The organism is Streptomonospora mangrovi (assembly GCF_027604915.1).
In the GTDB taxonomy this organism is placed as follows: Bacteria; Actinomycetota; Actinomycetes; order Streptosporangiales; family Streptosporangiaceae; genus Streptomonospora; species Streptomonospora mangrovi.
The window spans coordinates 147,369-171,321 of the sequence record NZ_JAJAQC010000003.1 but is presented as its reverse complement, the minus strand read 5'-3'; the positions used below and the strand labels follow the sequence as shown (position 1 = coordinate 171,321).

Below are 23,953 nucleotides of genomic sequence, written 5' to 3'. Positions count from 1 at the left end.
GCGGGGAGGCTCGGCGCGTCGCGCACAGCGCCGCGCGGCGGGCAGTGCCACCAGTCACTACTTCAACCTGATGGGATGCCGGTGAACGGAAGGGCGTGGGTTCGCGCAGTGGGGCGGGCGGTGGTCGGAGCCGGGCTCGTCGCCGTGGCGGCCGCCGGGTGCGGCGGCGGAGCCGAGGCGGGCGGTGGTGGCGGAGGCGAGGCGTCCTCGCCCGCCGCGCCTTCGGCGGAGCCGTCCCCGGTGCCGGGGGCGCCGATGGACGGCGTGTGGCAGTCGATCGTCGACGACGGCGAGATCGCCACCCTGCACGTCTCCGGCGAGGAGGTCGCCACCACCGGGCAGCTCTCGTGCCCGGGCACCCTCACGCCGGAGGCCGACGGCGCCACCGCCAGCGTCGAACTCGACTGCGATCCCCCCAGCGAGGGCCGCGAGCGCGGCCGGGTCGAACTCGACGGCGACCACCTGATCATCAGTTGGGAGGGTCCGGAGTGGGGCGGCTACATCGACAGCTTCACCCTGACCGGCGAGGAGCCCGACCCCGGCGCGGTCGGCGGCTGATCCCGGCGGGCGCCGCGCGCGCCGCCACCACATGAGGAGGTCCCGGGCGGATTCCGCCCGGGACCTCCTCATGTCCGGCACTCTCCCCGGCCGCCTCCCCCTCCCCGGCCGGATCGCCGGTGCCCGCCCCGCCGCCGCTCCGCCGGTGCGCGCACGCCGTGACACGAAAGTCTGAATCCGCGGGAACTCCCCCGCCCCTCGGCGCGACCTGTGGCGTGGACGGGACCGCTGCCCGCCGGCCGTTCGGCGCGGCGCGGTCCCACGGACCGGTCGAGGGAGGAACCATGCGAAGGCTCACGGCCGCGGCGGCCGCCGCGGCGGTACTGGTGGCGGTCGGCGCGAGCCCCGCCCACGCCCACGAGACGCTGATCACGTCGTCGCCCGACGACGGCGCGCGGCCGCGCGAGTCGCCCGAGGAGGTCCGGCTGACCTTCAGCGGCGACATCATGGACCTCGGCGCCGCCGTCCTCGTCCTGGCCCCCGACGGCGAGCGGGTGCCCGCCGGCGCGGTCTCCGTCGAGGGCAATGAGGCGGTGCTGCCCCTGTCCGCCGACCTGGAGACCGGCGGCCACGCCGTGCGCTGGAAGGTCGTCTCCGGCGACGGCCACCCCATCAGCGGGTCGTTCACCTTCACCGTGGGCCGGGGCGGTCCACCCCCGCCCGACCCGCAGGCCGGCGCGGGCGCCGACGCGTCCGCCGGCGCCTCCGCCGGCGCGTCCTCCCCCGCCCCCGGCCAGGCCGCCACCGAGCGGGCGGGCGCGCCCGCGTCCGCGCTGCGCGTCGCCGGCCTCGCCGCCGTCGGCGCGCTCGTCGGCCTGGCCGCCTTCGCGCTGCTCCGACTGCGCCGGCGGCCGCAGTGACCCCCTCCCCCGCACCGCGCCCGCTCCCCCACCACCTCTCACCACCCACGAAAGGCACCACCATGGCCCGTCCGCACCCCGCACTCCCGCTCGCGGCCGCCTTCCTGGCGGCCGGCGCCGCCCTCACCGGCTGCGGCGCCGGCGCGGCGGCCGGCTCCGGCGGCGGCGCCGCGCCCGAGGCGAGCCCGTCGGCCCAGGCCGCCGCGATCACCGTCGAGGACGCCTGGGTCAAGGCCGTGCCCGCCGAGGACGGCATGACCGCCCTGTTCGGCGTGCTGGTCAACGACTCCGGGCAGGAGGCCCGCCTGGTCGCCGCCGCCACCGGGGTGGCCGGCACGGTGGAGCTGCACGAGGTCGTCACCGGCGACGACGGCAACCCGGTCATGCGCCCCAAGGAGGACGGGTTCGTGATCGGCGCGAACGGCCGGCACGCCCTGGAGCCGGGCGCCGACCACATCATGCTCATGGAGCTGGGCGAGGACCTCGAACCCGGCCAGGAGGTCGAGGTGGAACTGGAGTTCGCCGACGGCTCCACCACCGAGGTCACCGCGCCGGTGAAGGACTTCGCCGGCGGCGAGGAGAGCTACGAGGGCGGCGGCTCCCACGGCGGCGGCCACGACCACGGCGGCGCGGAGGGCGCGGACGGCGCGGAGGACCACGGCTGATGCCCGCCCGCGCCGACTCTTCAGGCCCCTCGCGCCGGAACCTGCTGCTGGGCGGGGCCGCCGCCGGAGCGGGGGCGGCCGCCCTGGTCGGGGGGGACGCCCTTCTGCGCGCGGCGGGCGGCGGGGAGCCCGCCGCCGCCCCGGAGCCGCCCTTCGGCGGGCGCACCGTCGCCTTCCACGGCCGCCACCAGGCCGGGATCGCCACGCCGCCCCAGGCCCACGCCCGATTCATCGCCCTCGACCTCGAGGGGGGCACCGACCGGGGAGCCGTCCGCCGCCTGCTCCGCCTGCTGTCCGACGACGCCGCGCGCCTCACCGCCGGCGAGGCGGCGCTGGCCGACACCGAACCCGAACTGGCGCACGACCCCGCCGGCCTCACGGTCACCTTCGGGTTCGGGCGCGGCCTGGTGGAGCGTGTGGACCCCGCCGCCGTGCCCGAGTGGCTCGGACCGCTGCCCGAGTTCGGCCGCGACCGGCTGAGCGAGCGGTGGTGCGGCGGCGACCTGCTGCTCCAGGTCTGCGCCGACGACCCGGTCAGCGTGTCCCACGCCGCCCGCATGCTGACCAAGGACAGCCGCGCGTTCGCCCGCGTCCGCTGGGTCCAGGAGGGGTTCCGCCGGGCGCGCGGCGCCCAGCCCGCGGGCGCGACCATGCGCAACCTCATGGGCCAGGTCGACGGCACCACCAACCCGGCGCCCGGCACCCCCGACTTCGCCGACCTGGTGTGGCACCGGGGCGGGGGCGGCGCGGGCGCGGCCTGGCTGCGGCACGGCAGCGCGCTGGTGGTCCGTCGCATCGCCATGGACCTGGACGAGTGGGACCGCCTCGACCGGCCGGGCCGCGAGGAGGCGGTCGGGCGGCGGCTGTCCGACGGCGCGCCGCTGACCGGCGGCGGCGAGCACGACGAGCCCGACTTCGAGGCGGTGGGCGCCCTGGGGTTCCCCGTGATCCCCGAGTACGCCCACATCCGCCGGGCGCGCTCGGCCGACCCCGCCGAGCGGATCTTCCGCCGCGCCTACAACTACGAGGACACCGAGGGCGCGGGCCTGGTGTTCGCCGCGTTCCAGGCCGACGTCACCCGCCAGTTCGTGCCCATCCAGCGCCGGCTGGATGAACTGGACCTGCTCAACGAGTGGGTCACCGCGATCGGCTCGGCGGTGTTCGCCGTGCCGCCGGGCTGCGGCCCGGACGGGTTCGTCGGCGAGACCCTGTTCGCCTGAGCGGCCGGCCGGCGGGGGTCCGCCGGCCGGTGCGGGCGGCCGTGCCGCGCGCCTCAGGCGGCCGGCCGGCGCGCGGGCCGGGCGCCGCGCGCGCCGGCCGCGACCTCGCGCAGGACCTCCACCGCCGTGCGGGCGGCCGGGGTGTGCTCGACGGAGTCGTGCACCACCGCGTAGATCGACCGCATCGGGGTCGGGCGCACCAGGCGCACACGCGCCACGCCCTCGGGCAGGCGCGCCGCGCCCAGGGCGGGCAGGACGGTGATCCCGATACCCGCCCGCACGAACGCCAGCGCGGTGGGGTAGTCGTGCGCCTCCACGTGGAAGGCCGGGCTGAAGCCGGCGGCGGTGCAGGACTCCAGCAGGTTGGCGCGGCACCAGCCGCGGGCGAAGTCGTTGTCGATCCAGCGGTCGTCGGCCAGTTCGGCGAGTTCGACCTCGTCGCGGCCGGTGAACCGGTGCCCCTCGGGCAGCGCCGCCACGTAGGGGTCGTCGAGGAGGTGGTGGGCGGTGAACCCCGGACCCGGCGCGAAGCCGGCCCGCGCCACGACCACCTGGACGTCGGCGCGCTCCTCGGCGGAGTCGGGGATGTGCTCGCGCAGTTCGAGGTGGAGCCGCACGCCCGGCAGGTCGGTGTCCAGCCGCCGGACCACGTGCGGCATCCACGCCGATCCCACCGAGGCGAAGTAGGCGATGGACAGCGAGCCGGTGCGGCCCGAGCGGAGGTCGGCCACCAGCGACTCCGCCTCGCCCAGCCGCGCGAGGACGCGGTCGGCCTCGGCTGCCAGCGCGTGGGCGGCGGCCGTGGGGCGCAGGCCGCGCCCCACCCGCGCGAAGAGGGTCAGGCCGGTCTCGCGCTGGAGGGCGGTGAGGTGCTGGCTGACGGCGGAGGGGGTGTAGCCGAGGTTGGCGGCGGCCGCCTGGACCGAACCGGAGGCCACGACGGAGCGGAAGACCTGGAGCCGGTGGACGTCGAGCATGGCCCGACTCTACAGCGGCACTGAACGGTCGTGAAGAAAGAGTCGCTGGTACTGAAGCGTCGGCCGCGTGAGAATCGCTGGCATGAGTCATCCGCGCAGCCTTGAGATCCCCGCACCCGGCGGCCCGGAGAGCGGCGCCGCCCCGCCCCCACCGCCCGCAGCCCCGCCCGCCGCCCCGGTCACCGCCCGGCCGCCGGCCTGGACGATCGCGGCCGCGGCGGGGACCACCGTGCTGCTGTGGGCCTCGGCCTTCGTGGGGATCCGCTCCGCCGGGCACGACTTCTCCCCCGGCGCGATGGCGCTGGGCCGCATGGCGGCGGCCGCCCTGGCGCTGACCCTGTTCACGGCGGCAGCGGCGGCCCGGCGCCGGGCCGCCGCCCGGACCGCCGCCGCGCCGGCGCCCGCGCGCGGCCTGCCCCGGGGCGGCCTGCTGGGAATGGTCGCGTTCTGGGGCGTGGTGTGGTTCGGCGGGTACAACGTGGCGCTCAACGCCGCCGAGCGGCTGGTGGACGCCGGCACCGCCGCGCTGCTGGTGTCCACGGCGCCCATCCTGGTGGCGCTGGCCGCCGTCCTGGTGCTGGGCGAGCGCCTGACCGGGCGGCTCGGGGCCGGGGTCGCCATCGCGTTCGCCGGGGTGGCGCTGATCGCCGTCACCGGGTTCACCGGGCACGCCGACCCCGCCGGCGTGGGGCTGGCGGTGCTGGCCGCCGTGCTGTACGCCTCGGCCGTCCTGCTGCAAAAGCGCCTCCTGGCGCGGATGGACGCGGTGACGATGACGTGGCTGGGCGCGCTGGCGGGCACGGCGGCGCTGCTGCCGTTCCTGCCCGCGCTGCTGGCCGAACTCGCCGCCGCGCCGCCGGAGTCGGTGGCGGCGGTGCTCTACCTGGGCGTGTTCCCCACGGCGGTGGGCTTTTTGACCTGGGGCTATGTGCTGTCCCACTGGACGGCGGGCCGCACCGTCGCGGTGACCTACCTGTCGCCGCCGGTCACCGTGGCGCTGTCCTGGGTCCTGCTGGGCGAGGTCCCCACCGCCCTGGCGCTGGCCGGCGGCGCCCTGTGCCTGGCCGGCGTGGTCCTGGCCACACGCCGCTGAGGACCGGCCCGGCCCGTCCGTCCGCCGGGCCGGGCTCCCCGTCGGCCGCGCGTCGGCGGGGGTTCAGCGGCTGTGGGAGCGGGTGTGGGCCACCAGCGCCGTGGCGTGGCCGTGGCCCAGCCCGTACTCGGCCTTGAGCCAGGCGACCAGCTCGCCGTGCCGGGTCAGGGGCGCGGAGCGGACGAGGTCGATCCACTCCTGGACCGGTCGGCCGTACTTCTTCTCGATCGCGGGAAAGTAGCTTGCCGGACCGTTCGCGGGCGCGTTCATGGCGGTCTCCTCCTCGGGTGGTGTCGGCGGGGGCGGATGGCTAGGGCGTGTCGAGCAGCACCTTGGCGGTGAGGGCGGTGAGCCAGAGCAGCCCGAGCCCCGCGCCGGCGGTGAAGGCGAGCACCGAGACCGACGAGGCGGCGAAGCCCGCCACCACGATCACCGGGGCCAGCCGCGACGCCAGCGCCCACCCGCGCCGGCCCCGGGCGGCGAAGTGCCGGGCGAGGACCGGGAACGCCGCGCTCAGCGCGAGGTAGCCGACCATGCCGCTGAGCATGTGGAGCGCGCCGGACGCGCTGAGCGCCGCGGCCTGGCCGGCGGGCGCGCCTTCGGGGAACCCGGCTCCCGGGTCGGCCGGAAACACCGCCGCGAGCAGGAACGACGCACCGAAGACCGCCACCAGCCGAGGCGCCCAGCGCCCGCCGGGCGCGCCGTCGAGCACGCGGTGCATCCCGACCGCGCCCGCGATCAGCAGCACGCCGGTGAGCAGGAAGGTCGCGACCTGGATCCAGCCCGCCCCGCCGAGGCTGAGCTGGCTGAGGGCGTTGCGGGTGAAGTCGAAGCCGTCGCGGGTGACCCCTTGTGCCAGGCCCGAGGCCAGGAAGATCGGTCCGGCCGCGATCCCCGCCGCCAGCAGGGGCCGCGCCCCGGGCCGGGCGCGGACGGCGGCGGGGGCGGAAGCGGGTGCGGTGGTGGTCGTCGCGGTCACGGATGTGCTCCTCGGTCGTGTGGGCGCCGGCGGCCGCCGCGCGGGGCCGGCGGTGGGGACGGCGGGCTGAACGGGACGGGACACGGAGCGGAGCGGGGTCATCCGCCGCCACATCCTGTCGCGCAGCAAGCTTGTCTTTTGCAAGCACACTTTGTCAACCGAAGCTTCCAGTAGGATCTGGAGCATGGCAGCTCGTGAATACGGACAGTTCTGCGGCCTGGCCCGCGCGCTGGAGACGGTCGGCGAACGGTGGACCCTGCTGATCGTCCGCAACCTCCTCAGCGGACCCCAGCGCTACACCGACCTGCGCACCGGGCTGCCCGCCATCCCCACCAACATCCTGTCCGCGCGCCTGAAGACCCTGGAGGACACCGGCCTGGTGGTCCGCCGCGCCCTGCCGCGCCCCGAGCGCGCCGTCGTTTACGAACTCACCGAGCACGGCCGCGACCTGGAGCCGACCCTGATCGCCCTGGGCCGCTGGGGTGCGCGGACGATGGGCGAACCGCGCCCCGGCGAGGTCGTCACCCCCGAATCGGTCGCCATGGCGTTCCGCACGTCCTTCCGCCCGGAGGCGGCCCGGGGGTTCACCGCCGGCTACGAGGTCCGCATGGGCTTCACCCTTCGGGTGCAGGTCAGCGAGGGGGCGCTGACAGTCGGCACCGGCCCCCACCCCGCCCCCGACCTCGTCGTGGAGAGGCGCGCCGAGGACGCGCTCCGCCGACTGCTGACCGGCGCCACCACCCCCGACCAAGCTCTCGCCGAGGGCGGGGTGCGCGTGACGGGCGATCCGGCGCTGCTGCACCGGTTCGTGGAACTGTTCCGCCTCTGACGGCCGGCCCGCGCCGGCCGCCTTCGCCGTTTCCATGTCCGCGAAATTCAAATGTTCATATCATCGGGATTCTGCGAGTATCGTAGTGGCGTCGAGGAGCCGAGGAGGGGCGATGGTCCGACTGACCCGCGCGCAGCAGCAGGCGCGTACGCGGGCCGCCGTGGTGGCGGCGGCCCGGCAGGAGTTCGTGGAGTACGGCTACACACCGGCCAAGGTCGACCGGATCGCCGAGCGGGCCGAACTGACGCGCGGCGCGGTGTACTCCAACTTCCCCAGCAAGCGGGCGCTGTACCTGTCGGTGCTGCTGGACCTGGTCGAGAGCGCCGGGCCGGTCGCCGAACCGCCGCACCCGCCGGCCTCGGCGGGCGAGGCGCTCGGCGCGTTCGCCCGCGCCTGGCTGGAGCGGTTGCCGCTGGTCGAGGACACCGCCGCCGGCGGCCGCCTGCACCTGCGCTCCCTGGTGGGCGTGGTCGAGGACGACCCCGGCCGGGCCGTGCTCGCCCAGCTCGCGCACCTGGAGGCGCTGCTGCTGGCCGTCGGCCTGGAGGCGTGCGGCCCCGGCGGCGCGGCGGCGCGCCGCGTGCGGCTGGCCGAACTCGCCCTCACGCTCCTGGGCGGATCGGGGTTCCTGGCCGAGACCGCGCCGGGGTTCGGCGACCCCTTCGACCGCGCCCGCGCCTGCGCCCACCTGGCCGGGCTGGACCTCGCCGACACCTGGGCGCCCGCCCACCTGCCCTACGTCCGCCCCGCCGCGCCCTGCCGCGACCCCTGGGAACCGCCGGCGGGCCTGGTGGACCAGATCACCGGCGAACCGATCGACCTCGGCGCCGACGGCGTGGTGGCGGTGCTGGGCGCCCGGCGCCTGGGCGCCGCCGAGGAGGCGCTGCGGTCGGCGCGGCCGGGCGAGCAGGCCGCCGTCGTCGTGGTCACCGACGACCCGGCCGAGACCGGCGCCCTCGTACGGCTGCGGATCACCGACCTGGCCGCGTGCCTGCGCCGGGTGTTCCCCCCGGAGACGTGGCGGCCGCTGCGGCTGGCCGTGGCCGACGCCGCCCCCGTCGCCGCCGCCCTCGGCCTGCCCGCCGCCGGCGACGACACCGAGGCGGCCGTGCGCGTCCACGCCGGCGCACTCGTGGCCCGCGCCCAGGGGCGCGGCGCCGCCCACGCGGCCGCCACCGCCGCGCCCGACCCCGCCCCCCGATCAAGGAAGGCCACCCCATGACCGCGCCCCATCCCCCGCGCACCACCGACGACCTGCTGGTCCTGCACGCCCTGCGTTGCGGCGGGCACGCCGCCCCGGCGCGCCTGGCGGCGGCCACCGGGCTGACGGAGTCGGCGGTGGAGTCCGAACTCATCGACCTGGGGGTCGACGGTCTCGTCACCCGCGCCTCCGGCCCGTTCGCCGCGTGGGGCCTGACCGAGGCCGGGCGCGCCGCCCACGCCCGGCGCATCGCCGGCGAACTGGACTCCGCCGGCGCGCGCGGCGCCGTGCGCGCGGCCTACGACCGGTTCCTGGTGCTCAATCCCGAACTGCTCGACCTGTGCACCGCCTGGCAGTTGAAACCGGTCGGCGGCGCGCCGGCCGTCAACGACCACCGCGACCCCGATTACGACGCCCGGGTGCTGGCGGGGTTCGCCCGCCTGCACGAGCGCGCCGAACCCGTCATCGCCGACCTCGCGGCGGCGCTGTCCCGGTTCGGCCGCTACCGCACCCGGCTGGCCGCCGCCCTCGACCGCGCCCGCGCGGGCGAGACCGCGTACGTGGCCGACGACCTCGCCTCCTACCACACCGTGTGGGCCGAACTCCACGAGGACCTGCTGGCCACCCTGGGACTCCCTCGATGAGGTGGGTGCGCCCGCTGTCGGCGCGGCTGGCCGAGCCCGCCGCCGTGCTGGGCGCCAAGGCGCACGGCCTGGTGGCGCTGCATCGCCTGGGGCTGCCGGTGCCCCCCGGGTTCGTGGTGACCACCGGCGCCTGCCGGGCGTTCCTGCGCGAGGGGCGCCTGCCCGGCGGCCTGCGGCAGGAGCTGGCGGCCGCCGTCGGCGACCTGGCCGCCGCCACCGGGCGGCGGTTCGGCGGCCCCGACCGCCCGTTGGCGGTGTCGGTGCGCTCCGGTGCGGGGGTGTCCATGCCCGGCATGATGAGCACCGTCCTCAACCTGGGGCTCACGGCCGAGGCCGCCGCGGGCCTGGCCGCCGAGACCGGCGACCCCGGCTTCGCGCTGGACTCACGGCTGCGCTTCCTCACGACCTTCGGCGCCGCGCTCACCGGCGCGGAGTTCCCCCGCGACCCCCTCCATGGGCCGGCCGAGGACGCGGTCGCCGCGGTCGAGGCGGCCGTGGCGCGGCGGTGCGGACGCCCGGTCCCCCACGACCCGCTCGACCAGTTGGCGGCCGCCGTCGAGGCCGTCTTCTCCTCCTGGGACACCCCCCGCGCCCGCACCTACCGCGACCTCCACGGCATCCCCCACGACCTGGGCACCGCCGTGGTCGTGCAGGCGATGGTGTTCGGCAACCGCGACGACCGCAGCGGCACCGGGATCGCGTTCAGCCGTGACCCCACCACCGGCGAGCGCACCCCCTTCGGCGACGTGCTGTTGGGCCGCCAGGGCGAGGACGTCGTCTCCGGCCGCGAGCCCACCCCGCCGCTGCGCGAGCTGCGCGCGCGGGAGCCGGGCGTGTGGGCCGCCCTGACCGGCGCCCTGGCCCGGATCGAGGACCACTACCGCGACGCGTGCTACACCGAGTTCACCTTCGAGTCCGGCGCGCTGTGGCTGCTCCAGGTCCGACCCGGGCGCTTCACCGGCGCCGCCGCGATCCGCGTCGCGGCCGACCTCGCCGACGAGGGCGCCATCACCCGCGATGAGGCGCTGCTGCGGGTCTCGCCCGAGGACGTCCGCCGCGCCCGCACCCCGCGCATCGCCGCATCCGCGCGGGCCGCGCCCCTGGCGCGGGGCGTGGGCGCCTGCCCCGGGGTGGCGGTCGGCCGGATCGCGACCACTGCGGAGGCGGCGGTGCGCATGGCCGCCGACGGCCCGGTCGTCCTGGTGCGCCCCGAGACCTCGCCCCACGACATGCGCGGCCTGGCCGCGGCGGCGGGGATCGCGACCGCGCGCGGCGGGCCGGCCAGCCACGCCGCCGTGGTGGCGCGCACCCTGGGCACACCCGCCGTCGTGGGCGCGGCGGGCCTGGTGGTCGGGGCCGAGGGCGGCGGAATCCGCGCGGGCGGGCGCACGGTACCCGAGGGCACCCTGGTGGCGGTCGACGGGACCGGCGGCGAGATCGTGCTCGGCCGCCCGCCGGTGGTGGCCGGGGCCGCCGACGCCCACCTGGGCCGCCTGCTGACCTGGGCGGACGCGGTGGCCGGAGCCGACGCGGCGAGCGATTCCCCCGGGGGCGACGACGCCGCGCGCCTGGCCGCCGCGCACGCGGTGCTGCGGCGCGAGGGCTGACGGCACCGGAACACCGTGCGGGGCGGCGCCGCGCGCCGCCCCGCACCCGTTCCTCGGCCGTTCCTCAGGGGCGCACCCCGGGGCCGAACCCCGTCCAGCGCAGGTCGTCGGGCAGGTGGCCCATGTCGTTGTACACCCGCAGCGCCGGGGCCGCGCCGTCGTGGTACGCGATCACGGTCAGCGCGGTGTTGCCGCAGGCCAGCTCCAGCCACCGCGCCGGGGGCGCGTCGAGCGCGTGGCGCACCAGCCACGCCACCGGATAGGCGTGGGTGACCAGGACCTCGTGGGTCTCGGTGGCGGCCGGCCGCGCGAACCGCTCCACCAGGGCGTCGGCGCGGCGCCGGCCGGCGGCGGCCTCGGCGGGGTCGTAGCCGTCGAAGAACCCGGCCCACGCGGGCGGCGGGTCCTGGGGCACGTGGGGCACGTTGTCGACCAGTTCGTCGGCCGCGCGGACCGGGACGCCCGGCAGGCGCGCGCCGATGATGCGCGCCGAGCGCCGCGCGCGGGGCAGGGGCGAGTGCCACACCGCGTCCACCGGCAGCCGCGCGAGCCGGTCCGCCAGGAGTTCCGACTGCCGCTCCCCCACGGCGGTCAGCTCGCCGAACGGGTCGGCGGCGCCGTGCCGCACGAGGTACAGATGCCGAGCCGCCACTGCCGCCTCCACTGAGATGCCCAGAAAATCCGAATGATTTCACCATCTTAAATGGAGCGGAGCGCGCCGGTCGAGGGCGGGGCCGGGGCCGTTGACCGTGCTGCCCGCCATGGCGCGGGTCACACCCGCCGCCTGTCACAGGCGGGCATGGCGCGGGGTCTTGTGGCCGAAGCCGTCAACGGGAGAACGGAAGAGCACATGAGCAAGGTCTGGTTCGTCACCGGTTCGTCGCGCGGCCTGGGCCGCGCCTTCGCGGCGGCCGCGCTGGAGCGCGGCGACCGGGTGGCGGCGACCGCCCGCGACACGGCGGCCCTCGCCGGCCTGGCCGAGGTCCACGGCGACGCGGTGCTGCCCCTCGCGCTGGACGTCACCGACCGCTCCGCCGCCTTCGCGGCCGTGGAGCGGGCGGCCGAGCACTTCGGCCGCATCGACGTGGTCGTGAACAACGCCGGCTACGCCCAGATCGGCGCGGTGGAGGAGTTGTCCGAGCGCGAAGTGCGCGACCAGTTCGAGACCAACGTGTTCGGCGCGCTGTGGGTCGTCCAGGCCGCGCTGCCCCGCCTGCGGGCGCAGGGCTCCGGCCACATCGTCCAACTGTCCTCGGTCGCCGGGCTGGTCGCGATGCCGCTCGGCGGCGCCTACCACGCCTCCAAGTGGGCGCTGGAGGGCCTGAACGAGGCCCTCGCCGGCGAGGTCGCCGGCTTCGGCGTCAAGGTGACCATCGTCGAGCCCGCCGGGTTCGCCACCCGCGACGGCGCCAACCCCGATCCGCTCGCCAACGGCCACCTCGCCCGGACCGCCCCCGCCTACGACGGCCTGCGCGAGCGCCTGGCCCAGGCCACGGGCGGCAAGCCCGCCGGCGACCCGGCCGCCGCCGCCCAGACCCTCCTCACCATCGTGGACTCCCCCAACCCGCCGCTGCGGGTGCTCTTCGGCCAGGGCTTCCATCCCCTGATCCAGCGTGTCTACGCCGACCGGCTGAAGACCTGGGAGGAGGGGAGCGGCCTCGCGCTGGCGGCGCACGGCGGCTCCGGCCGCGAGGACGGCTGACGCAGCCCCCGACTCCCGGCCCCCGGCCGGTCCGCGCGGGCGGCGGGCGCGAGTTGGCCGCCGGGCGGCCGGGGGGATACCGTGCCGCCATGGCGAGCGAGGGCCTGACAGACCTGGAGCAGGCGGCGTGGGCGGGGTTCCTGGTGACCCACGACCGGCTCTGGCGCGCGCTGGCCGAGGGGCTGGCCCCGCTGAACGTGAGCATGGCCGAGTACAGCGTGCTGACCCTGCTGCACGAGGCCGGCCCCGGCGGCATGCGCATGTCCGTCCTGGCCGAGCGGCACCTGATGTCCAGCGGCGGGTTCACCCGGCTGGCCGACCGCCTCCAGAACCGGGGGCTGATCGAGCGGCGGCGCTCGGCCGCCGACGGGCGCGGGTTCGAGGTCACGCTGACCCGCGAGGGGCGGGCGCTGATCCGCCGCGCCCGCCGGCAGCACCACGCCGACCTGCGCGAACTCTTCTTCAGCCGACTGGAGGACCGCCACCTGCGCGGCCTCGCCGAGGTGTGGGCGCTGCTGGCCCCCGAGGACGACTCCGCCCCCGCTCCCGCGCACGGCAGCGGGGCGGCCTCCGCCTCCTAGCGGCACCGCCCCGCCGGGGCCGAGGGCGCGCGCGGCCCGCCCCGGTGGCGGGGGCGGGCCGCGCGGGCCTCACGCGCCGTTGACCGGCGCGCGGTCGAGCACCCGCACGCCGACGGCCGCCAGGCGGTCCAGGTTCGCGAAGTCCTCGCGCTCCTCGGCCGCGCCGACCCCCAGGAAGTAGCCCTGGCTGTCGGCCGGGCTCAGCAGGATGGTGACGTCGCCGGTTCCGTCGAGGGGCTGGAAGGAGTGGGCGACGTCGCGCGGGCCGTAGACCACGGCCCCCGGGCCGACGTCGTGGACGGCCGCCGTCGCCAGGGAGTCCCCGCCGATCCAGAAGCGGAACCGCCCGCTGTTGACGATCCAGACCTCGTCCTCGCGGGTGTGCAGGTGGAAGGGCGGCGCGTCCTCGGGCTTCATGTCGCGCTCGCGGATCATGAAGTACCGCCCGCCGGTGGCCTCGGCCCGGAGGATGACGTCGAACCCGGTGGCGTAGTAGTCGTGGCGCTCCACCTCGTCGGGCCGTACCACGATGGGCACGCCGAACGGGCTGTCCACGGTCTCGTCGGTCTGCATGCGGATCCCTCCACGGGATAATAAATTTGTCTGCGCAGGCAGATATTATGTCCGGAAGCCGCCTGTGGCAAGGGATTTCGGAACGCGCAGGTGGCCGCACCGCACGCGCGAAAGCGGCCCCGGAACGGCTCGCGGCGGCCACGGGGCGACCCCGGGGCAGGCTCGCAACAGCCGCGAAGCGGGCGCGGCGGGCCGGACCGGCGGTGCCCGCCGGCCCGGCCCGCCGGTGTCAGCGGCCGGCTTCGGCGGGCTCCCGGTCGGGGGCGGCCGGCTTCTCGGGCTCGGCGCGCAGCAGCCGCAGCAGCGGACCGGTCATCATCGTGGTGCACAGGGCGACCAGGGTGAGCACGGCGGCCATCCCGGCGTCGATGATCCCGGCGTCGTAGCCGATCTGGATCACGATCAGCTCGGTCAGGCCGCGCGCGTTGAGCAGCGCGCCCAGGATCAGCGCCGAGCGCGGCGCCATGCCCAGCAGCCAGGCGCAGACACCCGGGCCGACGACCTTGCCGGCCACGGCCAGGGCCAGCAGCGCCAGGAACGCCGGCAGCGCCGGCCCCGACCAGTCCAGCGCGCCCAGGTCGGCGGTGAGCCCGAACCCGAAGAAGAAGAACGGCAGCAGCACGTTGCGCGCGGTGCCGGTCAACTGGTCGGCGACCCGGATGAACCGGCCCACCGCGCCCGACCCGCTCTGGGCGGTGCCGCCGGGCCAGGCCAGGCCCACCAGCATCGCGCCGATCAACTGGTGCACGCCCAGCGCGGCGGTCAGCGCCGCCGCCGCGGCCACCCCCACCACCAGCACCAGCGGCTCGCCCGCGCCGCCGCCCCCGGCACGCGCCGCCCAGCGGCTCAGCAGCCGCTTGACCGGACCCAGGAACAGCGCCACCACCAGCACCGTGGCCAGGGCGTTGACCATGACCACGGTGGGCGCCGACCCGGCGGCCGCGGCCAGCACCGCCGCCAGCACCAGCCAGCTCGCGCCGTCGCCCACGGCGGCCGCGAACAGGCTCAGACCGCCGACCTCGGTGCGGGTCAGCCGCAGGTCCGACAGCATCCGCGCCAGCACCGGGAACGCGGTGATGCTCAGCGCGCAGCCCATGAACAGCACGAACGCCGTACCGCCGCCGTTGGGGCCGGCGAACCCGGCGGCCATGGGGACGGCCGCCAGCGCGCCCAGCGCGAAGGGCACCGCCATCGACGCCTGGCTGACCAGCAGCGCCCGGCCCGTCGCACCGCGCAGCCGCATCCCCGCGAGTTCGCGGCCCACCCCGAACATGAACAGCACCAGGCCGAACTGCGCCAGCCCGTCGATGGGCGCCAGCACGGCGGGCGGGAAGAGCCAAGCCATGGCGTCCGGCGCCACCCGGCCCAGCAACGAGGGCCCCAGCGCCAGGCCCGCGCAGATCTCGCCGACCACGCGCGGCTGGCCGATCCGCTGGGCCACCGCTCCCCCGAGCCGGGCGGCCGCCAGCACCGCCGCCGCGGCCAGGAAGAAGTGCCCGGTGGCGCCCAGTTCCAGGAACCCGCCGCCCTCGGTGGGCCCCTGGGCCGCCCCCGAGGGCAGGCTGGCGGCCACCACCGCGGCCGCGACGATCGCGACCAGCGGCACGGTCCCGGTCAGGCCGGCGGCCAGTACCCAGCGGCGGACCGGCCGCCGCCCGGCCGACGGGTCGTCCGGCCGGCCGGGCGGGGGTACGGGCGCCGCCGGCACCGGCTGCCGGTGCGGTCCCGACGTCGACTCGGGCTGTTCGGGTGGACTCGTGGCGGTCATGTGGCGGGCGCCTCGGCGATGAGGTCGCGCAGCAGCTCGCTGGCGCCGGCGGCGATCGTCCCGGCGAGCGCGTCGCGGTGCACCCGCGCCACCGCCGAGTCCTCCAGGTAGCCCTGGGCGCCGTGGAGCCGCGCGCAGGTCTGGGCCGCGCCCACCGCCAGTTCGGTGGCGCGCAGCTTGACCACCGAGGCGGTCCGGGTGTCCAGCCGCCCCTGGGAGTGCAGCCACGCCGCGTGGTGGGCGTAGCGGCGCACGGTGTCGTACTCCGCCAGCAGGTCGGCGACCTGGTGGCGGACGGCCTGCCGCGCGCCCAGCGGGCCGCCGCGCATCCGGCGGGCGGCCAGGTGGGCGCCCAGCAGCTCCAGCGTGTGGCGGACGCCGCCGACGGCCAGCAGCCCGGCCACCAGCCGCTCGAAGTCCAGCGCGCGCATGAGTTGCAGCAGCGCCCGCCCGGGGCGGCCCAGCAGCGCGTCGGCCGGCAGGTCCACCCCATCGAAGACGATCTCGGCGACGTCGGCGGAGCGGTACCCCGACATGGGCTGGGGACGGCGCACCACCCCCGGGGCGTCGGCGTCGACCAGCAGCAGGCTCGCCCCCGCCAGCCCGTTGCCGCCGCCCGGCGCCCGGCGCGGGGGGTCGGGCGCCTCGCGCGGGGCGCCCGTGCGGGCCAGCACGACCAGCAGGCCGGCCCGGGTGCCGTTGGCGATGTAGCACTTGTGCCCGTCCAGCCGGAAGCCGCCCTCCGGGCGCGGCACGGCCACGGTGCGCAGGTCGCTCAGGTCGGAGCCGGCCTGGTGCTCGGTGATGGCCAGCGCGGTCACGCGCTCGCCGCGCCGGGCGGCGGGCAGCCAGGCGGCCCGCTGGGCCTCGGACCCGAACAGCAGCAGGTAGGACGCCGCCATGTAGGCGTGCACGCCCACCGCGGAGCGGACCCCGGCGTAGCCGGTGGCCCCCAGTTCCTCCAGCAGCACCGCGCTGCGCAGGAACCCCGGGCCGTCGTGGGGCTCGCCCAGCAGCCCGGCCGCGCCCAGCGCGCGCCAGCCCGCCGCGCCGATGAAGCCCTGCCGCTCCCAGTCGTCGGCGCCGGGCAGCACCGCGTCGGCCAGCCGCGCCCGCACCCGGGCGCGGAACTCGTCGTGGCCGCTGTCGTAGAAGGGGAACTCCCAGGAGGGCTGGTGGTCGGGCAGGGTCGCGCCCGCAACGGCCGCCCTCACGTGGCCGCCCCCGAGGCCGGCCCCTGCGAGGCCGCCGCGCGCGGTGCCCGCGCGTCCGGCGCGGCCCGCTCCTCCAGCGAGGCCAGCAGCGCAGCCCGGTCGACCTTGCCGGTGGTGGTCAGCGGCAGCTCGGCGCGGACCCCGATCACCGCCGGGACCATGTAGGCCGGCAGCACCGCGCGCAGCCGCTCCCGCACCGCCGCCGGGTCGCAGCCGGCGGCGGCGGGGACCACGAACCCCACCAGTTCCAGGCCGCCCTGGCCGGTGGGCCGGGTGGTGACGTAGCAGCGCCGCACCTCGGGCTGGGTCTGGAGGTGGTGGGCGATCTCGCCGAGTTCGATGCGGAAGCCGTTGACCTTCACCTGGTCGTCGGTGCGGCCCTGGAACACCAGGTGCCCGCGCGGCGACAGCAGCGCCCGGTCGCCGGTGCGGTACACCCGCTCGCGGACCCCGCCGATCTCCAGGTCGGCGAACTGGCGGGCGTTGACGTCGGGCAGTCCGAGGTAGCCGGGCGACAGCCCGGGCCCGGCCAGCAGCACCTCGCCGGACTCCCCGGGCTCGCACAGCCGCCCGTCCTCCACCAGGTAGGCGCGGGTGTGCTGGATGGGCCGGCCGATCGGCAGGCTGGGCTCCTCGGGGTGCAGTTCGCGCACCGGGTGGTAGGTGGCGAAGGTGGTGCACTCCGTGGGGCCGTACACGCTGACGATCCGGTCGGTGCCGTAGTGCCGCAGCGCCTGCGCCATGTGCGGCAGCGAGTGCGCCTCGCCGCCGGTGAGCACGGTGCGCAGCCCGGCCAGGGTGTCGGGGGCCTCGTCGACCACGGTGTTGAACAGCGCGGTGGTCAGGAACAGCACGGTCACCCCGTGGTCGGCCAGCACCTGGCGCAGCTCGCGCAGGCGGACGAACGGCGAGGGGTAGAGCACCACCGTGCCGCCGTTGAGCAGCGCGCCCCAGATCTCGAAGGTCGCGGCGTCGAAGGTCACCGGCGCCATCTGCACCAGCACGGTGTCGGTGTCCAGGCGGGCGTAGCGGGCGCGGTGCACCAGCCGCACGATGCCGCGGTGGCGCACGGGCACGCCCTTGGGCCGGCCCGTGGAGCCGGAGGTGAAGTTGATGTAGGCGAGGTCGTCGGGGCCGGCGCGGTAGGCCGGCGCCGGCGCGCCGGGGGGCGGCGCCGACTCCACCGGCAGCACCCGCCGCCCGGGCAGCCGCGCGGCCAGCGCGGGCGCATCGGCCTCCCGGGCCACGGCCAGCCGCGAGGCGGCGGTGTCCAGCAGGGTGCGCAGGCGCTCGTCGGGCCAGGCGGTGTCCACCGGCAGGTAGACCGCGCCGCACTTGAGGACGGCCAGCAGCGCCACGACCAGGTCGGGGCAGCGGGGCAGCACGACGGTGACGACGTCGCCCGGCGCGACGCCGGCAGCCCCCAGCGCCGCGGCCAGCGCGTCGGCGCGCTCGTTCAACTGCGCGTACGTCATCGGCCGCCCGCGGTGGACGAGCGCGGTGGCGTCCGGCCTGCGGGCGGCCCGCTCCTCGAACAGGTCGGCCACGCCGCGCTCGGGATAGGGGTCCTCGGCCGCGCCGTTGAGCGCGCGGTGCGCCGCGAGGGCGGCCTCGGTGGCGCCGATAGCGCCCGGGTGGTCCCCCGCGCCGGTCATCCGTCGTTCACCAGCCTCGCGTTCACGGTCTTCACGACAAGCTCCCGGTGGGTGTCCAGAAAGAAGTGGCCGCCGGGCATCTCCAGCAGCTCCGAGCCCGGCCCTCCGTAGCGCGGCCAGCCGAGGGTGGCCGCGCGCCCGTCGACCGGGTCGTCCCGGCCGTACATGGCGGTGATCGGCACGGTCGAGGGCGATCCGCCGTGCATGTCGCCCCACAGCTCGGCGAGCCGCATGTCGCCGCGCATGGTGGGCACGAACAGGCGCAGCATGGCCCGGTTCGCCAGCAGCTCGGCGGGCAGGCCGCCCATGGCGCGGACCGAGTCCAGGTAGGTGTCGTGGGGAAGGGTGTGCAGGTAGGGCAGGTGCTGGGGGTGGTCGGGGCTGCGGCAGCCCGACACGAACACCCGGCGGGTCATGCCGGGGTGGTCCGCGGCCGCCCGCCGGGCGACCTCGTAGGCCAGCCGGGCGCCGAAGCTGTGCCCGAAGAAGGCGTGGGGTTCGGCGAGCACGCCCGCGGCCGCGAGCGCCCCGCAGGTGTCAGCGACCAGGGGCCCCCAGTCGTCGTAGAGCGGCTCCCGCAGCCGCGGGCCGCGGCCGGGCAGCCGGACAGCGAGCAGTTCCGTACCGGGGTCGAGGGGCGCGGCCCAGGTGCGGAACAGGTCGGGGCTGCCGCCGGCGTAGGGGAAGCACACCAGACGCAGGCGGCGGGGCTCCGAGGCGGGCCGGATCAGGGGCAGCCAGGTGTCGCTGTCGAGCCGCACGGCCGCGCTCTCAGCCGCGTGCGTTGCGCAGGATCGTCGCGGCGATCTGGCGCACGGTGCTCTCGGCGAACAGGTCCTCCGGCGGGAGGACGTCCTCGCCGAACGCCTCCTCGGCCTGGGAGATGAGCCGGATCGCGGTCAGCGAGTTGCCCCCGGCCTCGAAGAAGTCGGAGTCGGCGTCCGTGGTGGTCAGCCCGAGGCCGGTGCAGGCGGAGACCACCCACTCCTCCAGGCCCTCCTGGGTGAGCGGAGCGGCCGGCGTGCGGTTCGACACGGTTGCGGTCCTTTCCAGGTCAGCGCGTGCGGAAGGGGTGCCCGGTCACGGTGCGGTCGACGAACCGGTTGTGGCCGAAGGTGTCCTCGCCGGAGGTCAGCACGTTGCCGAACTTGGTCAGGCTCGCCTCGCCGCCGAACTCCTCCAGCTCGGTGGAGTAGGGGTAGACGCGCACCTGGGTCGGCAGGTAGCGGGCGGCGAACCCCAGCCGCATCTGGTCGGTCAGGCCGCTGTGCGGGTGGGAGGCGTGCATCAGCGTCGACCAGAACACGATGAACTGGCCCTGGCGCATCACCTGGGAGACCGCCTTGGACTCGTCGGGGCTCCAGTTGGGGTCCTTCTGGAGCTGCCGGTAGTCGTAGCCGAAGAATCCGCGGCGGACGCCGTTCTTCTCGGTTTTGTTAATGGCCTCGGAATTGTATTCCATGACCTTGGACTCGTCGTAGTTCATCGACTTGTGCGAGCCCGGGATGAACTGGAGGCAGCCGTTTTCGACGGTCGCCTCGGTGAAAGCCGTCCACACCGTGATGGTGCCGCCGAACTCCGCGTCCTCGGGCCACACGATCTGCGGGTGCTTGGACCCGGCGACGTTGGAGAAGTTGTCGGCCTGGTGCCAGTCGGTGCCTTCGTCCCCGGGGTACTTGGGGAAGAATTCGGTGCGCCAGCACAGGGTGTTGGGACCCAGCAGACTGGACACGCGGTCGACGATCTCGGGCCGGGTGATGTGGTCGGCCAGGAAGTCGATGTCCAGGTGGCGGTCGTAGTTGGCCAGGTTGGTGGTGCCCGAGACCGTCTTGCCGCCGCCGTAGATGGCCTTCTTGGTGTTCAGCAGCTTGGGGCGGAGGGCCTGGAGGTTGGCCTCCATCTCCTCCTTCTCGTAGAGGTCGAACGGGCCGATGTAGCCGTCACGGTGAAACTGGTCGATTTCCTCGGGGCTGAGGTAGAACGTTTTCTCGTCGGTGGGGTGTCCCATTACTCAACTTTCTGTAGGCGCGCCGAAGGGCAGGCGCGGAAACACAACAGAAACGTTCGGAGTGGAAGATGTCGGATCGTGACGAAGGGACGTCCTGAACGGCGGCCACAGTTATCCACGGGTCATTCGGCTCACCCGGTGAACGGATTTCATCACTAGTCTTCAGCCGCGTCAACAGTCCCGGGAGAAGTCCCCGGTAGGGGCATTGATCATTTACCGAACCGCCGCTCCGGGGCCGGTGGCGGCCCTAAGGACGCGGCCGAAAAGACCAGTTCCCGGGTCCGAAACGCCGGGGGCGCCCGCGCGGCGCCGCGCTCAGCGCGGGTAGCGCACCACCAGGACCGCCTCGGCGTCGCCGTCGGGCGCCTGGTACACGTGGGGCACGTCGGCGGCCCACGCGGTGTGCCCGCCCGCGGCCACCCGCACCGGCGCGGCGGCCTCGCCCACCAGCACCGCGCCGGACAGGACCACGATGTGCTCGGTGGTGCCCCGGGTGTGCCCGGCCGAGTGCTGCACCGCCGCCGCCCGGACCCGCACCCGGTAGGTCTCGGTGACCGCGGCGGAGTCCTCGAACCGGTCGGCGAGCACGGCGTCCACCGCCTCGCCGGAGATGCCGACCGGGGCCGCCGGGACCGTCAGCGCGCTGCTCAGCGGCACCCCCAGCTCCGTGGTGAGCGCGTAGACGGTCTCCAGAGTGGGGTTGCGGCGGCCGCCTTCCAACTCCGACAGGGTGGCCTTACCCACGCCCGAGCGGCGGGCCAGCTCCGAGAGGGACAGTCCGCGGGAGATCCGCAGCTCGCGCAGCCGCAGCCCGACCCGCGCCGCCATGCCCATGCCGCCCCCTCGTCGCCCGGACTGTCCGCGGCGGGTTGATCACAGCTACCGTCGGGTCTATCGTTCCATGGGTCACATCGTTCCGTTTACAGAACGGGCGGCTGTGCCCGCCGGTGTCCCTCCGGCGGCGCAGCGGCACAGGGGGTCCCATGGAATCGACGACGAGTCGGCCGCTGCCCGAACGCAGCGCGCAGGTCGCCCGCATCCTCGCCGCCGAAGGCGCCACCGGCACGGTGCGCCAGCTCTCCGACTCCACCCGCACCGCCGCCGAGGCCGCCGCCGCGCTGGGCTGCGAGGTCGGCGCCATCGCCAACAGCCTGGTGTTCGTGTCCGACGACGAACCCGTGCTGGTCATGACCAGCGGCCGGCACAAGGTCGACACCGCCGCCCTCGCCGCCCGCTGGGGGCGCGGCAAGCTGCGCCGCGCCACCCCCGACCAGGTCCGCGCGGCCACCGGCCAGGCCATCGGCGGCGTGGCCCCGGTGGGCCACCCCAGCCGGCTGCCCGCCGTGGTCGACTCCGCCCTGGCCGACTACCCCCAGGTGTGGGCGGCCGCCGGCACCCCGCACACGGTCTTTCCCACCACCGCCGACGAACTCCTCCGCCTGACGGGCGGGGTCCTGCTGCCGGTCACCGCCTGAGGCGCCGACCGGCGGCGGCACCGGCCAGGCGCCGGAGCCGCCGGACGCGCAGGCCACCGCGTGGATGCACCGCCACCTCGACACCCCCTAAGCGTCGCGCACCTCGCGGGCCGGGCGGGGATGAGCGCCACGTCCTTCCACCGGGGTTTCAAGGCGGCGACCGGCACCACCTCGGGCGTCTACCACAAGCGCCTCCGCCTGACGAGGCCCGCCGACGGGTGGCGGTGGGCTGCGGACACCCTCTCCCGGATCGCCGCGTCCGCCGGCTACGCCAGCCCGTCCCACGAAAGCCGCGACTACAAACGCGAGTTCGGCGCGGCCCCCATGACCGGCGCCAAGCGGTTCGGCTGACGCCCCGCTCCGCCTCGGTCCGCCGTCGCCGTCGCGCCTCACGGCCGCCATGCCGGGGATCACACCCACAGAGCCAACGGAAAAGAAACCATCGCACCCAGGGGGTATAGGAAACCCTTATACCCCCCTCCCCACTTTCCGTCTTTGCCTCGCATTCTTTCCGCAATCTACGGTGATACCGCCCAAGGAAAACGCGCAGCCAGGATCAGGTGCGCATCCTCATTCGGGCACGGAAACGCCAGACCCGCCGGTAGTTCCGACGGCCAAGGACATTCGGAAAGTGGATTCCCGATATGAACGACTACAGCGGCAAGAACGCGGTTATCACGGGCGGCGGCAGCGGGATCGGCTTCGCCACGGCGAAGCTGCTGGTGGACTGCGGAGCACGCGTAGTGATCACCGGCCGCTCCCAGGCCACCCTCGACACGGCCCGCCGCAGCCTCGGCCCGAACGCCACGGCGGTGCGCGGCGACGTGTCCGCGCTGCCCGACCTCGACGCGCTGGCCGCCCGGGTGCACGACGGTCTCGGCACGGTGGACGCCCTCTTCGTCAACGCGGGCATCACCCGCACCATGCCCTTCGCGGCGACCACCGAGGAGATGTACGACGAGTCGTTCGCGGTCAACGTCAAGGGCGCCTTCTTCACCGTGCAGAAACTCGCCCCGCTGCTGAGCACGGGCGCCGGCGTGGTCATCACCACCTCGGCCGTGAACGTCAAGGGAATGGCGGGGACCGGCGTCTACGCGGCCGGCAAGGCGGCCCTGCGCTCGATGGCCCGCAGTCTTTCCCGCGAACTGCTGCCGCGCGGGATCCGCGTCAACGCGATCAGCCCCGGGCCCATCGACACCGGAATTTTGGAGAGCACGATGACCGCGGAGGCCGCCGCGGAATTCAAGGCGGCGCGTGCCGCGGAAAACCCCATGCGGCGCCTGGGCGAAACGGAGGAAGTCGCCAGGGCGGTGGTGTTCCTCGCCTTCGACGCCACTTACACCACGGGTGCCGAGTTGGCGGTCGACGGAGGCGCCACCCAGTTGTGAGCGGGCTCTGACCCTGCCCCCGGCCCGGCGCCGACGTCGCCGGCGCGGTGCCACACCTCCTGCCGCAGGAACTCCAGCAGGGCCGCCTCCGCCGGTCCCGCGCCGGGGCGGACCGCGACGACGGTGGGGATGGAGACGGCGGGGGAAACGGGACGGGTGAGGCCCTCGTAGCCGGGCGGCACCGCGGAGGTCGGGACGAGGGTGACGCCCAGCCCGTGCGCGGCCCAGCGCACCGCCGTCGCCGTCTGCGACACGCGGGCCACCGTGGTCGGAGCCAGGCCGTTGTCGCGCAGCACCTCACGCAGCACGCCGTCGAGCGCGCTGTCCTGATCGAACCTGATCCACGGCTCCCGCTCGAGCGCGCGCAGCTCGACCCGGTCGGCGGCGACCTGCGCGCGCTCGGGGGTCGTCACCACCACGAACTCCTCGTCGCCCAGGTGGTGCCCCGCGTACAGGCCGTCCTCGCACGGCCCGGCCATCAGCGCCAGGTCCACCACTCCCCGGCGGGAGAGCCGCTCCAGTTCGGCGAGGTTCGCCTCTTCGAAGACGGTGATCTCCAGTCGCGGGAACCGGCGGCGCAACGCGCTCAGCGCGCCCGGTAGCTGCCGCGTGCCCAGCCCCATCTGCGCCGCCACCACCAGCTCGCCCTCCAGCTCCTCGGCCCCGGCCCGAGCGGTCGCCTTCGCCCGCCGCGCCGCGCTCACCGCGACCTCCGCCTCCCGCAGAAACGCCCGCCCTGCCGCCGTGGGCACCAGCCCGGTCGGCGTGCGGGAGAACAGCGCCACGCCGAGTTCCCGCTCCAGCCCGCGGATCTGCTGGGACACCGACGGCTGCGCCACACGCAACACCTCGGCCGCCGCCGTCACCGACCCCGCCTCAGCCACGGCCAGCGCGTACTCGAACTGCCGAAGACTCACCCGTTCCACGCCCTCTCCGCCGAACACGACCGAACCATG

At 75.9% G+C, this 23,953-nt stretch carries 27 protein-coding genes; 14 read left to right on the top strand and 13 right to left on the bottom strand.

Annotation, left to right across the window (positions count from 1 at the left end):
* Positions 1–120 precede the first annotated feature (120 nt).
* The 4 genes from LG943_RS02295 to LG943_RS02280 all read left to right on the top strand — a co-directional run bounded on the left by LG943_RS02295 (position 121) and on the right by LG943_RS02280 (position 3,303).
* Positions 121–558, top strand: coding sequence for a hypothetical protein (locus LG943_RS02295; RefSeq protein ID WP_270070453.1), 438 nt, complete (start codon positions 121–123; stop codon positions 556–558).
* Positions 559–842: 284 nt separating this feature from the next.
* Positions 843–1,418, top strand: a complete 576-nt coding sequence (locus LG943_RS02290) for a copper resistance CopC family protein (RefSeq protein WP_270070452.1) — start codon at positions 843–845, stop codon at positions 1,416–1,418.
* Between the two features lie 62 nt (positions 1,419–1,480).
* On the top strand, positions 1,481–2,083 hold the full coding sequence (locus tag LG943_RS02285) for a copper chaperone PCu(A)C (protein WP_270070451.1): 603 nt from the start codon (positions 1,481–1,483) through the stop codon (positions 2,081–2,083).
* Positions 2,083–3,303, top strand: coding sequence for a Dyp-type peroxidase (locus tag LG943_RS02280; protein WP_270070450.1), 1,221 nt, complete (start codon positions 2,083–2,085; stop codon positions 3,301–3,303). The genes LG943_RS02285 and LG943_RS02280 overlap by 1 nt, the downstream gene beginning before the upstream one ends.
* 53 nt (positions 3,304–3,356) lie before the next feature.
* Here the strand turns inward: LG943_RS02280 and LG943_RS02275 are convergent, their stop codons facing one another.
* Positions 3,357–4,280: a LysR family transcriptional regulator gene (locus LG943_RS02275; RefSeq protein WP_270070449.1), complete on the bottom strand. Its 924-nt coding sequence runs from the start codon at positions 4,278–4,280 to the stop codon at positions 3,357–3,359.
* An 82-nt stretch (positions 4,281–4,362) separates the two neighbouring features.
* Between LG943_RS02275 and LG943_RS02270 the strand changes: the two genes are divergently transcribed.
* Complete coding sequence (locus LG943_RS02270) at positions 4,363–5,373, top strand: DMT family transporter (RefSeq protein ID WP_270070448.1); 1,011 nt, start codon at positions 4,363–4,365, stop codon at positions 5,371–5,373.
* 63 nt (positions 5,374–5,436) lie between these two features.
* Here LG943_RS02270 and LG943_RS02265 read toward each other — a convergent pair whose 3' ends face one another.
* Positions 5,437–5,643 carry a DUF4287 domain-containing protein gene (locus LG943_RS02265; RefSeq protein ID WP_270070447.1) on the bottom strand — a complete coding sequence of 69 codons (207 nt, stop codon included), beginning with the start codon at positions 5,641–5,643 and terminating at the stop codon, positions 5,437–5,439.
* 40 nt (positions 5,644–5,683) lie between these two features.
* A complete protein-coding gene (locus LG943_RS02260; RefSeq protein ID WP_270070446.1) occupies positions 5,684–6,352 on the bottom strand; it encodes a DUF998 domain-containing protein in 669 nt (222 codons plus the stop codon).
* Between the two features lie 184 nt (positions 6,353–6,536).
* Between LG943_RS02260 and LG943_RS02255 the strand changes: the two genes are divergently transcribed.
* The 4 genes from LG943_RS02255 to LG943_RS02240 all read left to right on the top strand — a co-directional run bounded on the left by LG943_RS02255 (position 6,537) and on the right by LG943_RS02240 (position 10,633).
* Positions 6,537–7,181, top strand: a complete 645-nt coding sequence (locus tag LG943_RS02255; protein ID WP_270070445.1) for a winged helix-turn-helix transcriptional regulator — start codon at positions 6,537–6,539, stop codon at positions 7,179–7,181.
* 112 nt (positions 7,182–7,293) lie between these two features.
* Positions 7,294–8,403 (top strand): TetR/AcrR family transcriptional regulator, encoded by a 1,110-nt coding sequence (locus LG943_RS02250; protein WP_270070444.1) that lies wholly within the window; start codon positions 7,294–7,296, stop codon positions 8,401–8,403.
* Complete coding sequence (locus LG943_RS02245; RefSeq protein WP_270070443.1) at positions 8,400–9,026, top strand: transcriptional regulator; 627 nt, start codon at positions 8,400–8,402, stop codon at positions 9,024–9,026. Before LG943_RS02250 ends, LG943_RS02245 begins: the two co-directional genes overlap by 4 nt.
* The gene (locus LG943_RS02240) at positions 9,023–10,633 is read left to right on the top strand and encodes a pyruvate, phosphate dikinase (RefSeq protein WP_270070442.1); all 1,611 of its coding nucleotides are present in this window, start codon (positions 9,023–9,025) and stop codon (positions 10,631–10,633) included. Before LG943_RS02245 ends, LG943_RS02240 begins: the two co-directional genes overlap by 4 nt.
* A gap of 64 nt (positions 10,634–10,697) precedes the next feature.
* Here the strand turns inward: LG943_RS02240 and LG943_RS02235 are convergent, their stop codons facing one another.
* Positions 10,698–11,285: a histidine phosphatase family protein gene (locus tag LG943_RS02235; RefSeq protein ID WP_270070441.1), complete on the bottom strand. Its 588-nt coding sequence runs from the start codon at positions 11,283–11,285 to the stop codon at positions 10,698–10,700.
* Positions 11,286–11,483: 198 nt separating this feature from the next.
* Between LG943_RS02235 and LG943_RS02230 the strand changes: the two genes are divergently transcribed.
* Together LG943_RS02230 and LG943_RS02225 are read left to right on the top strand one after the other, a co-directional pair.
* Positions 11,484–12,335 (top strand): SDR family NAD(P)-dependent oxidoreductase, encoded by an 852-nt coding sequence (locus LG943_RS02230; protein WP_270070440.1) that lies wholly within the window; start codon positions 11,484–11,486, stop codon positions 12,333–12,335.
* 89 nt (positions 12,336–12,424) lie between these two features.
* A complete protein-coding gene (locus LG943_RS02225; RefSeq protein ID WP_270070439.1) occupies positions 12,425–12,916 on the top strand; it encodes a MarR family winged helix-turn-helix transcriptional regulator in 492 nt (163 codons plus the stop codon).
* Positions 12,917–12,985: 69 nt separating this feature from the next.
* Here the strand turns inward: LG943_RS02225 and LG943_RS02220 are convergent, their stop codons facing one another.
* From LG943_RS02220 to LG943_RS02185, 8 genes are all read right to left on the bottom strand, one after another.
* Entirely contained in the window at positions 12,986–13,489 is a 504-nt protein-coding gene (locus LG943_RS02220; protein WP_270070438.1) for a cupin domain-containing protein, read from the bottom strand.
* A 229-nt stretch (positions 13,490–13,718) separates the two neighbouring features.
* Entirely contained in the window at positions 13,719–15,257 is a 1,539-nt protein-coding gene (locus LG943_RS02215; protein WP_270070437.1) for a cation:proton antiporter, read from the bottom strand.
* A complete protein-coding gene (locus LG943_RS02210) occupies positions 15,254–16,471 on the bottom strand; it encodes an acyl-CoA dehydrogenase family protein (protein WP_270070436.1) in 1,218 nt (405 codons plus the stop codon). The genes LG943_RS02215 and LG943_RS02210 overlap by 4 nt, the downstream gene beginning before the upstream one ends.
* The gene (locus LG943_RS02205; protein ID WP_270070435.1) at positions 16,468–18,126 is read right to left on the bottom strand and encodes an amino acid adenylation domain-containing protein; all 1,659 of its coding nucleotides are present in this window, start codon (positions 18,124–18,126) and stop codon (positions 16,468–16,470) included. The genes LG943_RS02210 and LG943_RS02205 overlap by 4 nt, the downstream gene beginning before the upstream one ends.
* Entirely contained in the window at positions 18,123–18,887 is a 765-nt protein-coding gene (locus LG943_RS02200; RefSeq protein ID WP_270070434.1) for a thioesterase II family protein, read from the bottom strand. The genes LG943_RS02205 and LG943_RS02200 overlap by 4 nt, the downstream gene beginning before the upstream one ends.
* A gap of 10 nt (positions 18,888–18,897) precedes the next feature.
* Positions 18,898–19,161: a phosphopantetheine-binding protein gene (locus LG943_RS02195; RefSeq protein ID WP_270070433.1), complete on the bottom strand. Its 264-nt coding sequence runs from the start codon at positions 19,159–19,161 to the stop codon at positions 18,898–18,900.
* A 19-nt stretch (positions 19,162–19,180) separates the two neighbouring features.
* Entirely contained in the window at positions 19,181–20,134 is a 954-nt protein-coding gene (locus tag LG943_RS02190; RefSeq protein WP_270070432.1) for a chlorinating enzyme, read from the bottom strand.
* A 315-nt stretch (positions 20,135–20,449) separates the two neighbouring features.
* Positions 20,450–20,968 carry an XRE family transcriptional regulator gene (locus LG943_RS02185; RefSeq protein ID WP_270070431.1) on the bottom strand — a complete coding sequence of 173 codons (519 nt, stop codon included), beginning with the start codon at positions 20,966–20,968 and terminating at the stop codon, positions 20,450–20,452.
* 149 nt (positions 20,969–21,117) lie between these two features.
* Between LG943_RS02185 and LG943_RS02180 the strand changes: the two genes are divergently transcribed.
* The 3 genes from LG943_RS02180 to LG943_RS02170 all read left to right on the top strand — a co-directional run bounded on the left by LG943_RS02180 (position 21,118) and on the right by LG943_RS02170 (position 22,997).
* Complete coding sequence (locus tag LG943_RS02180; RefSeq protein ID WP_270070430.1) at positions 21,118–21,609, top strand: YbaK/EbsC family protein; 492 nt, start codon at positions 21,118–21,120, stop codon at positions 21,607–21,609.
* Positions 21,610–21,669: 60 nt separating this feature from the next.
* Positions 21,670–21,960, top strand: coding sequence for a helix-turn-helix domain-containing protein (locus LG943_RS02175; protein ID WP_270070429.1), 291 nt, complete (start codon positions 21,670–21,672; stop codon positions 21,958–21,960).
* A 293-nt stretch (positions 21,961–22,253) separates the two neighbouring features.
* Complete coding sequence (locus tag LG943_RS02170; protein ID WP_270070428.1) at positions 22,254–22,997, top strand: SDR family oxidoreductase; 744 nt, start codon at positions 22,254–22,256, stop codon at positions 22,995–22,997.
* Here the strand turns inward: LG943_RS02170 and LG943_RS02165 are convergent.
* Positions 22,946–23,941 carry a LysR family transcriptional regulator gene (locus LG943_RS02165; RefSeq protein WP_270070427.1) on the bottom strand — a complete coding sequence of 332 codons (996 nt, stop codon included), beginning with the start codon at positions 23,939–23,941 and terminating at the stop codon, positions 22,946–22,948. The genes LG943_RS02170 and LG943_RS02165 overlap by 52 nt on opposite strands.
* Positions 23,942–23,953 lie beyond the last annotated feature (12 nt).

Excerpts from the sequence above, each read along its gene's own strand:
- LG943_RS02290 (WP_270070452.1), top strand. The coding sequence starts at position 843 with ATGCGAAGGCTCACGGCCGCGGCGGCCGCCGCGGCGGTACTGGTGGCG.
- LG943_RS02285 (WP_270070451.1), top strand. The coding sequence starts at position 1,481 with ATGGCCCGTCCGCACCCCGCACTCCCGCTCGCGGCCGCCTTCCTGGCG.
- LG943_RS02280 (WP_270070450.1), top strand. The coding sequence starts at position 2,083 with ATGCCCGCCCGCGCCGACTCTTCAGGCCCCTCGCGCCGGAACCTGCTG.
- LG943_RS02275 (WP_270070449.1), bottom strand. The coding sequence starts at position 4,280 with ATGCTCGACGTCCACCGGCTCCAGGTCTTCCGCTCCGTCGTGGCCTCC.
- LG943_RS02270 (WP_270070448.1), top strand. The coding sequence starts at position 4,363 with ATGAGTCATCCGCGCAGCCTTGAGATCCCCGCACCCGGCGGCCCGGAG.
- LG943_RS02265 (WP_270070447.1), bottom strand. The coding sequence starts at position 5,643 with ATGAACGCGCCCGCGAACGGTCCGGCAAGCTACTTTCCCGCGATCGAG.
- LG943_RS02255 (WP_270070445.1), top strand. The coding sequence starts at position 6,537 with ATGGCAGCTCGTGAATACGGACAGTTCTGCGGCCTGGCCCGCGCGCTG.
- LG943_RS02250 (WP_270070444.1), top strand. The coding sequence starts at position 7,294 with ATGGTCCGACTGACCCGCGCGCAGCAGCAGGCGCGTACGCGGGCCGCC.
- LG943_RS02245 (WP_270070443.1), top strand. The coding sequence starts at position 8,400 with ATGACCGCGCCCCATCCCCCGCGCACCACCGACGACCTGCTGGTCCTG.
- LG943_RS02240 (WP_270070442.1), top strand. The coding sequence starts at position 9,023 with ATGAGGTGGGTGCGCCCGCTGTCGGCGCGGCTGGCCGAGCCCGCCGCC.
- LG943_RS02230 (WP_270070440.1), top strand. The coding sequence starts at position 11,484 with ATGAGCAAGGTCTGGTTCGTCACCGGTTCGTCGCGCGGCCTGGGCCGC.
- LG943_RS02225 (WP_270070439.1), top strand. The coding sequence starts at position 12,425 with ATGGCGAGCGAGGGCCTGACAGACCTGGAGCAGGCGGCGTGGGCGGGG.
- LG943_RS02220 (WP_270070438.1), bottom strand. The coding sequence starts at position 13,489 with ATGCAGACCGACGAGACCGTGGACAGCCCGTTCGGCGTGCCCATCGTG.
- LG943_RS02215 (WP_270070437.1), bottom strand. The coding sequence starts at position 15,257 with ATGACCGCCACGAGTCCACCCGAACAGCCCGAGTCGACGTCGGGACCG.
- LG943_RS02205 (WP_270070435.1), bottom strand. The coding sequence starts at position 18,126 with ATGACCGGCGCGGGGGACCACCCGGGCGCTATCGGCGCCACCGAGGCC.
- LG943_RS02190 (WP_270070432.1), bottom strand. The coding sequence starts at position 20,134 with ATGGGACACCCCACCGACGAGAAAACGTTCTACCTCAGCCCCGAGGAA.
- LG943_RS02185 (WP_270070431.1), bottom strand. The coding sequence starts at position 20,968 with ATGGGCATGGCGGCGCGGGTCGGGCTGCGGCTGCGCGAGCTGCGGATC.
- LG943_RS02180 (WP_270070430.1), top strand. The coding sequence starts at position 21,118 with ATGGAATCGACGACGAGTCGGCCGCTGCCCGAACGCAGCGCGCAGGTC.
- LG943_RS02170 (WP_270070428.1), top strand. The coding sequence starts at position 22,254 with ATGAACGACTACAGCGGCAAGAACGCGGTTATCACGGGCGGCGGCAGC.